This is a genomic window from Candidatus Nitrosacidococcus sp. I8, assembly GCF_945836005.1.
GTDB lineage: Bacteria > Pseudomonadota > Gammaproteobacteria > Nitrosococcales > Nitrosococcaceae > Nitrosacidococcus.
In genome coordinates this window covers 1,463,900-1,479,577 of sequence record NZ_OX241534.1, presented here as the reverse complement: position 1 = coordinate 1,479,577, position 15,678 = coordinate 1,463,900, and the positions used below count along the sequence as shown (strand labels likewise).

Here is a 15,678-nt window from a genome sequence, read left to right as displayed (position 1 = left end):
CCTCAAACTATATTAATTAAATTATGTAAGCCTTCTTGCTCACATTTTTTACCAGCAATCTGGCAAGCAAAATGGAGCCGCTTAGGAAAAGAATATTTATTTAAACAAGCATGAATATAGCCAGCATTAAATGTATCTCCTGCCCCTAATGTATCGACTACTTGCCTTGGAGCGTATGCAGGCTCATGAAAAAACTCTCCATTAGAAAACATGCTGTAAGCTCCTTGCTCACCCCAAGGGCAAATTTTGTCTATATGAGGAATTTTCTCTTGTAAGGTGTTTAAAAAATTTTTAGGATGCTTATATCCTAAGTGATTTATATAGTGCTGAGAAAAAAACAATACATCTGCTTGAGAGAATAAAGATTCTATATTTTCTCTTGGCTTTTCAATCTCTATAGAACAAGGAAGCGTTGAGAATTCTTTCCTAGTAAAGGAGATCATCTTAGATATTTCCGGTAAATTACGTCCTTCAAAATGAAGCCAATCAAATTGCGAGAGATTTATATGATTAAAATCTTCAAAACTTAATTCTGGTAAATCTAAATCTCGATAATGAACAATGGTACGAGCACCCGTATCTTCACTTGAAAGAATATAAGAAGTAGGGGTTTTTCCCGCTATGATAGGGCAGTAATCAACATTAATTTCCTGCGTCTTTATTTGTTGCTGGAGATAGACCCCATCTATATCATTAGCTAATGTTCCCATAAAGACGCAATGATGCCCTAGCTGTTTTAACACGGTTAAAGTGTTTAAACAATTTCCACCACTACGGCGTGCTTTGGAAATTGCTCTTACTTCATCATCTTCCTTTGGATAAGAGGCTACGCTATGAATAATATCTAAAGTAGTATTACCAACCCCTAAGATATTTGCCACCTTATATACTTGATATAGTTTCTAAGATATTAATAATTTGCTGGGTAATTTGCTCTATCTCCTGCTCTCCATCCACTTGGTGTAACTTATCTTGAACAGTATAATAATTAATTAAAGGAGCAGTTTGCTCTTCATATACTTGTAAACGATTGATAATAGTTTCTTCGTTATCGTCTGATCTTTGAATCAGTTCATTGCAATGACACTTATCACAGTGTGATCCTTGTTTAGGCGGAGAATAATAAATATTGTAAATCATCCCACAGCCTTTACAAGCACGTCGACCAGTAAGGCGTTTTGTTAGTATCTCTAAATCTACATGAAGTAAAATAGCCGCTTGTAGTGGTTCTTGTTGTTCATTTAAAATATTATCTAGAGTCTGAGCTTGTGGCAAATTTCTAGGAAATCCATCAAGAATATAGCCTCTTCTTGCATCAGCTTGCATAAGTCGTTCGGCAACAATTTGGGTTACCAATTCATCAGAGACTAATGCACCGGCATCTATTGCAGCTTTGGCTTGCTGTCCTAAAGGGCTATTAGCGGCTACTGCAGCCCGCAATAAATCCCCAGTAGAAATTTGAGGGATATTATATTTTTCAGATAATAATTTTCCTTGGGTTCCTTTTCCTGAACCGGGGGCACCTAGTAGTACTATTCTCATCGTGGAATCACCTTAATTAATACAAATAAGCTATATCGATTATGTAAATTATTAGAATTTTTTAGAAACTCTTGCTACGCTATCTTGGAAGACCAAGAGTGTCAATTACTTTATACAGTAGCTTGGAGGATTTATAAATGATAAAAAACGCATTTTATGCCCAGTCTGGAGGTGTAACTGCAGTAATTAACGCTTCAGCCTGCGGGGTAATTGAAACAGCACGAAAATACCCTCAGCAGATTGGTAAAGTATATGCTGGGCACAACGGAATTATTGGAGCTCTCACGGAAAATCTGATCGACACTAGCCAAGAACCTGATGATACTATTACAGCCCTACGCTATACCCCTGGTGGAGCGTTTGGCTCTTGCCGTTATAGAGCTTAAGGGGCTCGCAGAAAATAAAGCTGAATATGAGCGTTTAATTGAAGTCTTTAAAGCCCATAATATTGGTTATTTTTTCTATAATGGTGGTGGAGATTCCCAAGATACCGCTTATAAAGTTTCCCAAATCGGAGAGCAGCTAGAATATCCTATAACTTGTATTGGTATTCCCAAAACTATTGATAATGATTTAGCGGTTACGGATAACTGTCCTGGGTTTGGCTCTGTTGCTAAATATGTGGCTTTATCTACACAGGAAGCAGGATTGGATGTAGCTTCCATGGCGCTCACCTCAACCAAAGTATTTGTTTTAGAAGTCATGGGTCGTCATGCAGGTTGGATTGCCGCAGCAGGAGGATTAGGGAAAAAAAACCAGAAGATGCTCCCCATATTATTTTATTTCCAGAAATTCCATTTCAACCTGAGCAATTTTTTAAAAAAGTCGATGACTGCGTTAAAAACTACGGATACTGCGTCATTGTAGCTTCAGAAGGGGTATGCAATGATAAAGGGGGATTTTTATCAGCAACCAGTAAATACGATTCCTTTGGTCATGCTCAACTAGGGGGATTAGCTCCCGTTATCGCAAACATGGTACAAGAAAAATTAGGATACAAATATCATTGGGCAGTAGCTGATTATCTACAGCGATCAGCACGACATATTGCATCTCAAACGGACGTAACACAAGCCTACGAAGTAGGAAAAGCAGCGGTAGAATTTGCAATAAAAGGTGAAAATGCAATTATGCCGACCATTGTCCGTACTTCTAATAGCCCTTATCGCTGGGAAATTGGGAAAACACCCCTAAAAAACGTAGCTAATATTGAAAAAAATTCCCTCTAAATTTTATTACTCCAGATGGATTTGGTATTACGGAAGAGGCACGTATTTATCTTTTACCACTAATTTACGGGGGAGATTATCCCCCCTATAAGAATGGGTTACCCGATTATGCCCAACTGAAGGGAATTCTTGTATCCAAGAAACTTAATAAGTTATTTACAGTGAGTATGTAGCTTTTGAAATTAAATACGGTATATATTAAATCTTTTCGAGAACTACCCAAAAACCAAGGCATAATAAATCTTCATCTGAAATATTCTGAAATGATTTGGCAAGGTATGGTCTTATTGATTTTATGTCCTGTTCGTTTGCGATAGCGGTAGGTTGAATTAGAATTGTTTTAAAATTTGTACTCACTATACACTCTCTATAGTGGTTAATACGTAATCGATTAGGCACTCCTTTATAAGAGTACATCCATGACCAAAGATAATTTGACCACGTAAGAAAGTCTAGTGGATTTTTTCTATGTAAGCCATGGCTTTTTAGATCTACCTGATGTGCGGTGATGCCCCCTTTACGTAGGGCTTGACGCATATCAGTAAAACTAGCAGATAAATCATTTGTGTGCTCTAATACAGCCCGAGAAATAATTAAGTCAGCTTCCTCATATAATCCAGAAAGCCCATTCTGGCGTACTAAATACTGGATACGAGATGAAAAACCAGAAGATGGATTTCCATTTTCTAAAAAGCAATCCCTTACTCTTTGTAATATCTCCCCGCTCATGTTAGCCATGAGTTGATTCATAATTTCAATATTTTTAGGTGAGAAAGCAAGCATCGGAAAGCGATCAATACAAGTAACACGTTCAGCCCCATGTGCAATCATGAGTAAAGCTACTCCGGGAACATCTCCTGGTCCATACTCAAATACATGCTTCCCTGATAGATATTCTGGAATAGCATTTGAAGATATACCTAAGATATTAAAATAATCCATAAAGCAATTTTGGAAATAACGTGCTACCTCAGGAGGTGAAGCTTCATTAGATCCTCGACCTGTTTGCTTAGTGTATTTAATATAAAGATGAGGTGCCCAACGTGCAAATTGATTTGTTAGAATTGCTTTAATGATTCTAGTTAAATCTTGTATTAAATTTTGGCGATACATATATGCGTTACTGCAAATAGCTTATTCTTAAGTTCGATAATACATAACTTAGCGTAGTGCCAAACTGATGACCAAGTCGCTCTAGTAGATCAGGTTTGGAGGTATAATCTACTATTTTTTCTGTACCTAACAGCTCTCTAGCAACATACTCACTATCACCTAATCCATCAATTAATCCTAAATCAAGAGCTTGCTCTCCAGTCCAGATCAAACCACTGAATAAATCAGGGTTATTTTTAAGTCGATTTCCACGACCTTCTTTGACTTTTTTAATAAATTGCTGATGAATATTATCCAACATTCCTTGAAGATGCTTAGATTCTCCTTCTTTGGTAGGGGAAAACGGATCTAGAAACCCTTTATGATCCCCAGCTGTAAATAGCCGCCGTTCCACCCCTAATTTATTCATGATGTCTACAAAACCAAAGCTATTAAGTAGTACCCCAATGGATCCGACCATGCTTGCTTTATCTGCGTATATTTTATCAGTGCCCACTGCAATATAGTATCCACCAGAAGCACAGATATCTGTAATTACTGTATATATGGGAGTTTTAGGATGTTTTTCTCGTAATCGATGTATTTCGTCATTAATATAGCCTGCTTGAACAGGGCTTCCTCCAGGACTATTAATACGTAAAATTACTCCAGTAACCCCTTTGCTGGTAAAAGCTGTACTTAGTCCTTTGTTAATACTCTCTGCACTGGCAGGTAACCCTGAGCTAATAATTCCATCCAGTGATATCAATGCAATATGGGGTTTTGAGGTTTTTAAGTTGCTGCTTTCACTACCATTTGAAAGATAAGAGAATAGAAAAACAATTAAAAGAATAGGGTAGAGTAATCTAAAGAAAATTGCCCAGCGTCGAGCTCGGCGCTGCTCTTTCAGGGTGGCAAAAGCTAATTCTTTGAGCGTTTTTTGCTCCCAAGTTAGCATTTCTCCTTGAGATTGCTGACGGGTACTAGAGATAGAAGAACTATCTTCGGACATAAAACCTCTCTAAAATTGGTATTTGGAAGAAATAAACACTATGTTTCATCGTGCCACAGTTTTAGAACATTATCTAATTCTGTAGGAGTAGGGGCTACTATCTCTATGGGTTTTTTCTTTCTAGGAAAATTAAACACTACTTGTCGTGCGTGTAGAAATAATCGATGAAGCCCTAATATTTTTAATTCCTTATTAAAAATAGGATCTCCATATTTTTGATCTCCTGCAATAGGGTTACCTAGGTAAGACGAATGTACTCGGATTTGATGAGTTCTACCTGTCTCTAAAGCTATTTCCACTAGGGTGGCTTTATTATAATATTTTTTAGGGTAGAAATGACTAGAAGCAGATTTCCCTCCTAAATCCACCTTAACAATCCGTTCACCAGATTGGAGTATATTTTTTGATAAAGGTAGATTGATATGCTGGTTTTTTCTCTGCCAATGCCCTTTTACAAGGGCAAGATAGGATTTATGTATTAATCCATTTTTTTGCATATTTTGTAAAGTAAGTAACATATCCCGGGTTTTTGCAATCATTAAACAACCCGATGTTTCCCGATCGAGTCTATGAGCTAGCTCTAAAAAAGGAGCATTAGGTCTCAAATATCGTAGAATCTCGATGATTCCATACGCTATGTTACTTCCACTGTGAACAGGGATACCTGCAGGTTTATTTAATACAATGAGCTTATCATCTTCATGTAGTAGGCTATCATGTATTCTTGATGATAGCTGATGACTAATTGTTAATTTCTGATCAGGAGTAGGTACTCTTAGAGGAGGTATTCTTACCTGATCTTTATACTGAAGCCGATAATGGCTTTCTACCCTAGATTTATTAACTCGCACCTCTCCTTTTCTTAGGGACCGATAAATCCTACTTTTAGGGACACCCTTAAGGTAGGTAATTAAAAAATTATCAATTCTTTGATTTTTTTGCTCTTCTTTTATTTCTAGGATACGTACAGAGGGCATTTTTATCTCTTATAAAACTAAAGCAACCCTATAGTCTACAGGATATTAATGATAAAATAATGGTCCAAATTAGAGGGGAAATTATAGATTATATCCCCTGATAAATTTGAAGACTTTACCTGTTTTTTATGGGAATTTTTTAAGACTTAAACTAAACAGATTTGCCTACTATCTTATTACAGAGTAGAGCACTTACTAAATTAAGAAAATTTTTTTAATGATTTAATGCAAAGTAGAAAAATAGAGCTGAGATTTTAACGAAATCAATTAATAAAAGTATATTTTTAGAAACCACTCAATTAAATTGAGTTTATTTCAAGATAGTGATTCTATAGCACTATAAAGAGAAAACTTTTGATAAAAGAAAAAATAATTACTGAATTTTCTAATAATCTTAAATGAGTTTAAATCAGACTCTTAATTTTATAGGCGTTATTTCAGAATTTGTCTTCTCTTTATTATTTTTATTTCTTACTCAAATTCTCTATTTATCTATTTTATTAAGGATGCAAAGACAGCACCTGTCATAATTTTAGGGAATTATTGATGAAAAAAATGTTAATTAACGGAACGCACCCGGAAGAGCTGCGTGTAGCCATGGTAAATGGCCAGAAGTTACAAGATTTGGATATTGAAAATGCAAGCCGAGGGCAAAAGAAGGGAAATATTTATAAAGGAAAAATTACTCGAGTTGAACCTAGTTTAGAAGCAGTATTTGTAGATTATGGTACTGATCGGCAAGGATTTCTTCCTTTAAAAGATATATCCAATGAGTATTTTCGATCTTCCTCAGAACTCTCTAATGAAAGCTATCCTAAAATTCAAGATTTATTAAAAGAAGGTCAAGAGCTTATTGTTCAAATAGAGAAAGAGGAACGAGGAAATAAAGGGGCAGCACTTTCCACTTTTATTAGCCTTGCGGGTAAATATTTAGTATTAATGCCAAATAGCCCTAAGGCAGGAGGAGTTTCACGCCGAATTGAAGGGCAAGAGCGATCCAGCCTTTTATCTGCCTTAAATATGCTAGATATTCCTGAGGGGATAGGGTTGATTGCTAGAACAGCAGCAGCAAATAAAGATGAGAAAGAGTTAAAACGAGATTTCGATTATTTAATACATCTCTGGCAGGTTATTAAAACAGCTGCTGAAGGAAAAAAAGCTCCATTTCTTATCTACCAAGAAAGTGATGTAATTATTCGTGCTTTGCGAGATCACTTGCACCTAGATGTAGATGAGATACTGATTGATACCCCTAGTATTTACCAGCGTGCCTATGACTTCATGTGTCAAGTCATTCCTAATGAATTACATAAACTAAAACTCTATCAAGATAAGATTTCTTTATTCGCTCGTTTTGATATTGAAAATCAAGTGGAATCAGCCTTTGAACGAGAAGTTCATTTATCTTCAGGGGGTGCTATTGTCATTGATTATACAGAGGCATTAACAGCGATTGATGTAAATTCTGCTCGAGCTAATAAAGGAGAAGATATTCAAGCAACAGCACTTTCAACAAATTTAGAGGCAGCCGAAGAAATTGCACGACAATTGAGACTCCGAGATTTAGGAGGGCTAATTGTTATTGATTTTATCGATATGGCAATGGTACATCACCAGAGATCGGTAGAACACCATCTAAAAAAATGCTTACGAGCAGATCGAGCAAGGATACAGGTGGGTCGTATTTCCAGATTTGGTATCCTAGAGATGTCTCGGCAACGACTACGTCCCTCTCTAGGAGATACCTACCAAACACCATGCTCTAGCTGTGAAGGTAAGGGATATATTCGAGGAATAGAATCCTTTGCTCTATCTGTGTTACGTCATATTGAAGAAAAAGTAACTCAAGAAAAACTAATTTCTATTACAATACAGCTACCTGTTCCTATTGCCTCTTTTTTACTTAATAAAAAACGTACCCACTTAGCGGCAATTGAAAAGCGATACGGTATAGAGCTATCCCTTATTCCAAACTCTCAAATTGAGACATCTATTTTTGAGTTTGAGAAATTTAAGGGTGAAGAAAAAGAAGAAAAGAAAAAAGAACAAATTAATACTTCTTTTGACATGAAGGATTATGGATTTTTATTTGATACGGTTAAAGAAGATCCTATAGATACAAAGATTACTAAAAATACGTCTAACCCTAAAGAAGAATCCATTTCAATAGAAACTGTCCCCATAGCATCTAAAGAAGATTTAGAAAGCAATATTCTACCTTTTAAGCTCAAGCCTACTCTATTAAAAACTCAACCTGGATTTTTAACTCATTTTTGGAAAGTATTTAATCATGAGGATTTAGGAGAAAATAGATTAAATATAAATGAGTACCAAAATCAATCTAAGCCCCACCATAGAAATAGCAAGAAACAATATCATACCTCCTCTAAATCAGAGGAAGTGATAGATTGCAATAATAAAGAACCATCCGAATCTAAAGATAATCACAATAATTCTTCCTCTAAGCCTTATCATCGTCCAAGACAAGATAGAAATAGATATAGAGGACGTTATCATCGAACAGCTGCTTCAAGTAAACATTCGCAAAGTTATAAAGAAAACAAAACAATAACTCAAAATGAGTTAGCACAACAAGCGATAGAAACAGCTACGGATTTAGTAATCCCAGAATCAGATTCTCAACACACTCAGTAAAAGGAATTCGTAGTAAATAAAGATATTCTAAATTCTTAGAAGCCAAAAAAAACTATCCCTACTTAGTAGTCCTCCTCTAAGTAGGGTCCTTATTTTATGCTCCTAGATTTCTGCTATAGCTTAATCTTACATTTAGCATCAGTTATTTTTTCCTGCCTAGAAAGATAAGTATTTGCTAGAAAAAAGAATAATAAGTGATCTTTAAAAAAACTTATAACTTATCAGGCTAGAATAAGTAAAAAGCTTATAAAAATAAAAAATTGGGGACTACTATAGAGATTTATAACACTCTTATAATAATCCCAGCCATCCCTAACTCTGTTCTCATTTTTTAAGAGAGGATAAAAAATCTCCTCCCCCTATCTTAAGCAGCAATGTAATTATGCTGGCGGCAAATCTCTTGCAGTAATCCTACGCTAGCTTCTTCGATAAGATTGAATATATTCTCAAATTCTTTAGCAGGAGAGTAGTAAGGATCAGGTATATCTTTTCCCTTATTATTAAAGTCATGCGAAAAATCCAAAAATAGGTGGATTTTATTTAATATATTCTTATCAAGAGCAGATTTTTGCAGAAGAATTTTATTCTTCTTATCCATAGCAATAATATAATCAAAAGATGAATAATCTAACTTTTGTATCTGCCTAGATCTACTGTGATCAATAGAGATTCCATTATTCTGGCAGCATACTCTTGCCCGTGGATCAGGAGGTATACCTAGACCACTACTAGTGCCTGCCGAATCAGTAAAAATAAAATGGCTTAAATTATGTTGTGCTACCAGCTGCTTAAATATTCCTTCTGCCATTGGAGAGCGACATACATTAGCAGTACACACAAAGAGTACATTTACTCTATGCTCAGAGGATGTAGCTCTAGTGCTTGATTTTCTATGTTTAACCCAGTTTCCTATAGCCATAATTTATCACCCTAAAGTAAAAAATTGTCACGCTAAACTATTTAATTAATATTTTGCTTTAGCCAGTGATTAGCGTACTCATAGGCATTAAGCGTGTAGTTTAGGTAAGATAGCTATAATTCTTTTCTAAACTATATCATATAGTGCAAATATCATGCCTAATAAATAAATTAAGAAAATAAATGCTTAAGAGATTCTCTAGCTCGTTCTAAATCATAAGGAGTGTCAATGCCAGGGGCAGGGATGATAGTAGCAGGAGCTACATGAATAGATCCTCCATAGTATAGGATTCTGAGCTGTTCTAAGTGTTCAATTTTTTCTAAAAAACATGGAGAAAGTTGAGTATAGTTGGACAAAAGCTTTGCACGATATGCATAAAGCCCAATATGGCGAGAATAGATCTTAGGTAGATTATTCTTTTTATTAGGGAAATTTTCCCGATCCCAAGGGATAGGTGCTCGACTAAAATATAAGGCATAGTTTTTAGCATTACATACTATTTTGACCACATGGGGATCGAACAAATCTTTGTCACTATCTATCTCTATGGAGAGAGTAGAAACATCTGCTTCAGGATTCTGTGCTAAATCTTTAGCCACTTGATCGATGAGCTGAAAGGGGAGAAATGGCTCATCCCCTTGGACATTTACAATAATCGTTTCATTAAGATACTTTCGTTGGGAAACTACCTCTGCAATCCGATCAGTACCTGAGTTATGACTGCTTGAAGTGATACATACCTCAATATTATGTTTCTTAGCGACTTCTGCAATTCTTAAATCATCGGTAGCTACTAATACTTCATCGGCACTACTTTTTTTAGCGTTTTCGATGACATGACTTAAGATAGGCTGACCGCCTAAATCTAACAATAATTTTCCAGGCAAGCGACTTGAATTGTAACGGGCAGGAATAATGACTTTATAGGACATAGGAGTTTTAGATAAATCAAATAATCCAATATAAAATAAGAAAAAACCATCTTAATAATATGATTAATACCTCCATGTTCAATGAAAATACTCGGGTAAAAATCCCTGCCATTTTACATCTAATCCACCTTGGCTACGATTACCTTTCTCTTAAAAATCAAGATTGGGATAAAGATACCAATATTTTTCCTCAATTATTTATTGCTGCCATTTCTAAAATTAATCCAAATATTCCTAGAGGCGATGGTAACCGTATCTTAGCGGATCTTAAGCTACTACTTGATAATGAAGATTTAGGTAAAGCTTTTTTTGAACGACTTACGAATCGTTCTCAAACTAAGCTTATTGATTTTGAGAATTTCAATAATAATAGCTTCCATGTAGTTACAGAATTGCATATAAAAACGGAGATGATTCACTTTTTGAAGCAGGATACTTTTTTTGGTATTTCTCAATTAAATTATAATAACCATCACAGAAATAATCGGTAATTACAAAAGCTTGAACGAGTGAGGCTTCTAATATGTCTATATATTTGTCCCACACGTCAGCGTCGGTGCCAAAACTATTAGAAAGTTTTGTATCGGGTGTATGGAGGTGTAAATCTCAGCATTGCTATTCCGAACCTTTTAAAAAATTTTCCATTGTTTGTTTTCTGTGCTTGCTGTGCACCTGTCCTTTTATCTATCTAAAAGATTAATGTGCGATTGTATAAATACAGCAACCTCATCGGCGAAATGATGATGTCATCAATGTATCTTCTCGGTTTCATTGTTCACCCTTCTCGTAAGGGCCTAAAAAACGCTCACCGTTGAAATGGATGAGATGAGTGGGTGCATCGGCGCACCAAACTTCCGTTTCCCATGAGATGTCGATCAAATACCGCCCCATGATACCTCGGTGAGGGAATGCTGTGATGTACACAAGGCTAGGTTTTGCGCCTTTGAACAGATTGGCCAGTTCATTGTGCCTTTTGGAATCGACGGGGCCGTGACTGGTTACGGATTCAACCAGCAACAGCCAGTCTTTCTTTCCAAAATACAGCACCACATCTGGCATCTTGCCATGCTTATCCACGGTAACGCCTAGCATTGCCAGTCGTTCTTTCTGAAAATAGCCAGCCTTGTTGCCTGTATCTCCCACATAGATTACTTCGGCCTCCGGTGCGAAACGCGGAGCGAAGTCGGCAATAATCTTCTTAATAAGTTCACTGTGTGCACCCGGCGTGAGCGTGATTTCCTTACCATCCGCGACCTGCACAGGAATCATTTGCATCTTCCGGTGTTTTGCCCACTTGGCGGCCAGCGTTTCCCGCCCTTTAAGGTAAGTGTCGAGTGTCACCTGCCACTTGTCAGTCCCGAGAGTTAGGATGACTGTATACGCTTCTTCGCTTATTTGATAACAAGCCTTCGGGCTATTGACCGGACGTGCTGGATCATCGGGATTATAGAGGGCAATTCCTGCCTCCACGAATTGATGCATAGTCTGGCGGCGGAAAGTTTCGCGCGTATTGGGTGCATATTCACGACCATAGTGCCCTCGCGTGAAGTCCATTATCGGCGTTATGCCGATTAGCGGACGTTTCAAAACGTCCCACGTTCCCTCGGGTTTAAGATTGAGTAGTGCCAGCAGAGTTAGTGCCGACCGCTCGTTGCGCTGCCCATGCGGCATTCCGAGCACCGTCAGGATTTTTAGGGCATCGTCTATTTTTTGCTGTGCACGTAGTGGGTTTTTATCGTCGGTCATGTGAGCAAGCTCCCCCTCAATGATGGTGTCAATGTGCTGTTGGGAGAGGGTTGCACGGTTCGCCTGTTGTCCTATGCGCTCTAAAACCTCTCGTTGTGGATATCTAAGTGACCGAAGATCGGTCGCGTTGACCTGCGTGTGACCGTTGAACTGCCGGAAGTAGCAGTCCACAAGACTACTGTTGAGATAGAGGACCAGTCCCCGTGCCAGAGCTTCGGGCAGCCCCATTTGTTTCGTATGAAAGACATTGAGGTGATTTTCAAAGCCGACAAGTTCACCAGGTAGTTCCGAGGCATATACCGAGGCCACGATGCGGCGTCGCTCCTCTTTTGATGTGAAGCGTTTTGTCACCACGAAATGACCTTTCTTCTCCCAAAGCCACCTGCGACTTTCTGGGGACACACGAATTGCGTTGGGCTTTTTTATGGCTTTGGGCCAGACCAACATACCGTTTTGAAAGTGTGCAGCATAAAGAAGTGGAACGGTTCCCTTTTCGGGCTGGGCGCACAAATCGTCCTTTAGCCGGAAATCAACCACTGGACCAGTGGAGACTTCCACCCCAAGATCAGCCAGACTCGCCGTAAAATGCGCCATACGGTCTACGATCTTCTGTTCGAGATCATTAGTGGCGATATGGACAAAGCGGTCGGGATCGTTAGTGCGGATTACGCTCCTATATGAAACAGTGCGTTGAGTCATGTCTTCGGCAACGCACATCTCATTATCTGCAGTTGTCTCAAAATTGCCGCCGTGGCTAGTGGTAATCCTCACGTTGCTAGGTGGGGTGCCTTTTACCGCGTGCAGGATGATGTTCTCCTGCAGAACTTCATCGCCATTAAATGCACTGTTACGCTTTTTGAAAATGTGGATATGGCGCAGACCCATCATGTCAAAGAATTGCTTCCGAAAGGGCCTAAAGTAAGGGCCATTACAAAATGATCTAGGGACGATGGCAACCATCTCACCGCCTTCACGGAGGTGTTGCGCGGCTAGATACATGAAAGCAGTGTAGAGATTGGAGGTTTCGATGCCTGCCTTACGAAGTGCCGCACGGTGTATGGAGGCGGAATTGATCTTTTTGTAGGGCGGATTCATGATGACGTGGGAGAAGCTACTCTCATCGCACGCTGGGCTGAAGATATCCGGTTGCTCCCCATATCTATGGTCAAGAATGAAGTCTTGCTCACGCAGAGTACTGCTGGTCTTTATCTGCGCGTGGCTGCACTGAGTCACCGCTTCGTCCAGTGTGTTTCGAAGATAGCTAGTGAGTACCGACTCAATCTCGTAAGCCACGAGCGTTACTGACCGGGGTTTCTTTGGCACCCTACTGATCCGATCGACGAAGGCTGCCGTTAAAGAGCCAACACCTGCACCGGGATCTAGCAAACGGATATCGCCAGAGATATCCGTAACCAGACTCGCCATAAACCGCGCAATGGGTGCAGGCGTCATGTACTGACCAAGATCGGACCGCCGACGCGAATCGAGTTTGAGCACAGCATCAACCCGATAAAATTCGGTTATACCACTAAGAGGAAATAGGCTACCGTACATCTCACCCAACTCCTATGCGGAAACGGATGTGTGTCGTGCAGAGCTTGTTTGGCGTGCTATTGCCATCTATTGCCCCATCGAACCGGCTGACTGACGGCAAGCTTTATAGAGTGCCCCTCATGTTCGTCCAGAAGACGATGGACAGCGATCCGCATGGCGTATTGCAGTGAAAACGGAGGGAATTGGATCTGTGCAAGCGTAGACGAGACTTCATAATCTTCTATATTAGGTGATAGGGTAAAACGCATGAATAACAATGGGATAAGTATGAATGGCAATTCGTATGATTTCATAGAATCAGACTCTATACAAAAATGCACCCGAATGCACTAAGAACAGGACGAGTAACTGGATTCAAGCTCCGCATGGCCAAGGGGGGGACTACACCGGGAGATCGAGTATAGCATCTGTTTAGGTTAGTGTATACCCAAACAGTATAAGGTTGGTCAATGCGTATCCGGAGGGAGAGCTGAAATCTCTCTCGGCCATAGGGATGCAACGGGGACGAGCTAGCGGGTCCCCTTGCCAAGGTGTGACGGACGGAAAAATGGAACATTTATAGTACGTTGCACCTCTTGCACGTAGCGTGAAGCGATGTAGGGTAGAAGCGGTATGTATACAAAAAAAACTGGATGAACCAATCGAAGATTGTCAATCTGTACAACTCATAGTCTCAAGCACCGTGGGTATATCTTCAATAAAACACGATGTGATTTTGTTTGACGTTACACCGCACTTTTCCAACTGCATTATGTGGTGCTTTCCTTCGTCCTCTGAACATTGACTAACAACCCATTTGCTCCTCCGAGCCACGCCGGCTATTCTTCTGATATATGGAAGATCAATTGCATTTAATGAATGTCCCATGATCACTACAACTTCGATGTTATTAAGACTTTCAAAACAACTAGAATTACGGTTTAGAATATCATCAACGGGTTTCTGAAAGGCATAGAACGGGTATTTAGCTGCACCCTCAGCATCGGTGAATAAATGCCGATTACTGTCTCCATTTTCATCTAGTTCAGGTTCTGCTTTCCTCGATTCGCCGTGCCCAAAAATTAGATCATCATATTTGCTTACGCTGCCATGGATATGAAAAATGAGACTATCAGGTATTTTATATACAGCTTGAAGAAGAGGTGTGTAGTTGAATGAGATAAATCGCTCCTCCAAGCTAAAATCAAACTTTGCTTCAGCATCATTTATGGGGATAGATTCAATCCACTCTCGAAAGTGAGATTTTATGCTATCGACCATATCACTGCTTTGCTCTCTAAGAGCATCTTCTAGACCGAACGCCATGCTAGGTTTGAACGATTCATCTGATATGTTAGTGAAATTGTTTCTATCATAAAATTTGTGCCAATCGAATCTGCCAAGGCTCTCTTCAAAGTTAGTCCATAAAGTTTCTGAGCGTAGATCAAGAAAATACTCTTCCAGCTCATCGAGATAATTTGCTGCAAATACATAGAAATCAGTGTATTTAGTCGGTAGGCCATGCCATAAATCGAATCCATTCCCAATGATATACAAAATTTTCATGCCGAGATTTCAAATGACAACAATCTGTTAGAGAGCTAACTTAATCAATTATAAGTACGCCTCCAAACTGGACCGCGGAAAGGTACTGGTGCAGAGTCGTTGGCAAGTGTTGAGGGACTACAACATTATGCCAGAGGGGATTCTCAGATCAAAGCTGATCTTAAAAGGTACTCTGAGCAGTTCCCAAAATTTTCCAAGAACGCCAAAGGCGAAGCCAGCAATGAACGTGTCAACCATATCTTAAGCCGTATGATTTTTTATGCTGGTCATATCCAGTCGGACATCATAGATGTATCCTTGTACCCAGCACAGAATGAAGACATATCAGAAAATACAGCAGCGTATGCGGAAGGCGGAAGAAAGCCAAAATCTCTGTGCGCAAGGATTTGAACGAGAACCCCCGCCGCTGAGGTCGGCGGTACGGTGTACTGACTACAACAATCCACTTACCACGTGCTGGACCAAGGGGTGCAAT

Annotated in this window: 12 protein-coding genes and 1 pseudogene; 4 read left to right on the top strand and 9 right to left on the bottom strand. The window is 39.1% G+C overall.

What is annotated here, in order from left to right:
- Positions 1-2: 2 nt before the first annotated feature.
- Together OOL07_RS07270 and OOL07_RS07265 are read right to left on the bottom strand one after the other, a co-directional pair.
- Positions 3-881, bottom strand: coding sequence for a PfkB family carbohydrate kinase (locus OOL07_RS07270; protein ID WP_264695887.1), 879 nt, complete (start codon positions 879-881; stop codon positions 3-5).
- A 1-nt stretch (position 882) separates the two neighbouring features.
- Complete coding sequence (locus tag OOL07_RS07265; RefSeq protein ID WP_264695886.1) at positions 883-1,542, bottom strand: adenylate kinase; 660 nt, start codon at positions 1,540-1,542, stop codon at positions 883-885.
- Between the two features lie 137 nt (positions 1,543-1,679).
- On the opposite strand from OOL07_RS07265, the pseudogene OOL07_RS07260 reads away from it, so the two are divergent.
- Positions 1,680-2,944 (top strand): annotated as a pseudogene (locus OOL07_RS07260) (6-phosphofructokinase).
- Positions 2,945-2,969: 25 nt separating this feature from the next.
- On the opposite strand, the gene OOL07_RS07255 reads toward OOL07_RS07260, so the two are convergent.
- The 3 genes from OOL07_RS07255 to OOL07_RS07245 are packed head-to-tail and all read right to left on the bottom strand — an operon-like array spanning position 2,970 to position 5,852.
- Complete coding sequence (locus OOL07_RS07255; RefSeq protein ID WP_264695885.1) at positions 2,970-3,884, bottom strand: class I SAM-dependent methyltransferase; 915 nt, start codon at positions 3,882-3,884, stop codon at positions 2,970-2,972.
- A 7-nt stretch (positions 3,885-3,891) separates the two neighbouring features.
- Positions 3,892-4,875: a signal peptide peptidase SppA gene (sppA, locus tag OOL07_RS07250; RefSeq protein WP_264695884.1), complete on the bottom strand. Its 984-nt coding sequence runs from the start codon at positions 4,873-4,875 to the stop codon at positions 3,892-3,894.
- Positions 4,876-4,913: 38 nt separating this feature from the next.
- Positions 4,914-5,852, bottom strand: a complete 939-nt coding sequence (locus OOL07_RS07245) for an RluA family pseudouridine synthase (RefSeq protein WP_264695883.1) — start codon at positions 5,850-5,852, stop codon at positions 4,914-4,916.
- Positions 5,853-6,398: 546 nt separating this feature from the next.
- Here OOL07_RS07245 and OOL07_RS07240 point away from each other — a divergent pair.
- Positions 6,399-8,507, top strand: coding sequence for an Rne/Rng family ribonuclease (locus OOL07_RS07240; protein WP_264695882.1), 2,109 nt, complete (start codon positions 6,399-6,401; stop codon positions 8,505-8,507).
- 364 nt (positions 8,508-8,871) lie between these two features.
- Here the strand turns inward: OOL07_RS07240 and OOL07_RS07235 are convergent, their stop codons facing one another.
- On the bottom strand, positions 8,872-9,426 hold the full coding sequence (locus OOL07_RS07235) for a low molecular weight protein-tyrosine-phosphatase (protein ID WP_264695881.1): 555 nt from the start codon (positions 9,424-9,426) through the stop codon (positions 8,872-8,874).
- Positions 9,427-9,596: 170 nt separating this feature from the next.
- Positions 9,597-10,358: a 3-deoxy-manno-octulosonate cytidylyltransferase gene (gene kdsB, locus OOL07_RS07230; protein WP_264695880.1), complete on the bottom strand. Its 762-nt coding sequence runs from the start codon at positions 10,356-10,358 to the stop codon at positions 9,597-9,599.
- A 59-nt stretch (positions 10,359-10,417) separates the two neighbouring features.
- Between kdsB and OOL07_RS07225 the strand changes: the two genes are divergently transcribed.
- Positions 10,418-10,849 carry a type I restriction endonuclease gene (locus OOL07_RS07225; RefSeq protein ID WP_264695878.1) on the top strand — a complete coding sequence of 144 codons (432 nt, stop codon included), beginning with the start codon at positions 10,418-10,420 and terminating at the stop codon, positions 10,847-10,849.
- Between the two features lie 277 nt (positions 10,850-11,126).
- On the opposite strand, the gene OOL07_RS07220 is transcribed toward OOL07_RS07225, so the two are convergent.
- Both OOL07_RS07220 and OOL07_RS07215 read right to left on the bottom strand, forming a co-directional pair.
- Positions 11,127-13,658: a BsuBI/PstI family type II restriction endonuclease gene (locus OOL07_RS07220; protein ID WP_264695876.1), complete on the bottom strand. Its 2,532-nt coding sequence runs from the start codon at positions 13,656-13,658 to the stop codon at positions 11,127-11,129.
- A gap of 651 nt (positions 13,659-14,309) precedes the next feature.
- Positions 14,310-15,203, bottom strand: coding sequence for a bacteriophage abortive infection AbiH family protein (locus OOL07_RS07215; RefSeq protein ID WP_264695875.1), 894 nt, complete (start codon positions 15,201-15,203; stop codon positions 14,310-14,312).
- 99 nt (positions 15,204-15,302) lie between these two features.
- On the opposite strand from OOL07_RS07215, the gene OOL07_RS07210 reads away from it, so the two are divergent.
- A complete protein-coding gene (locus OOL07_RS07210; protein ID WP_264695874.1) occupies positions 15,303-15,593 on the top strand; it encodes a hypothetical protein in 291 nt (96 codons plus the stop codon).
- The last annotated feature ends 85 nt before the right edge of the window (positions 15,594-15,678 follow it).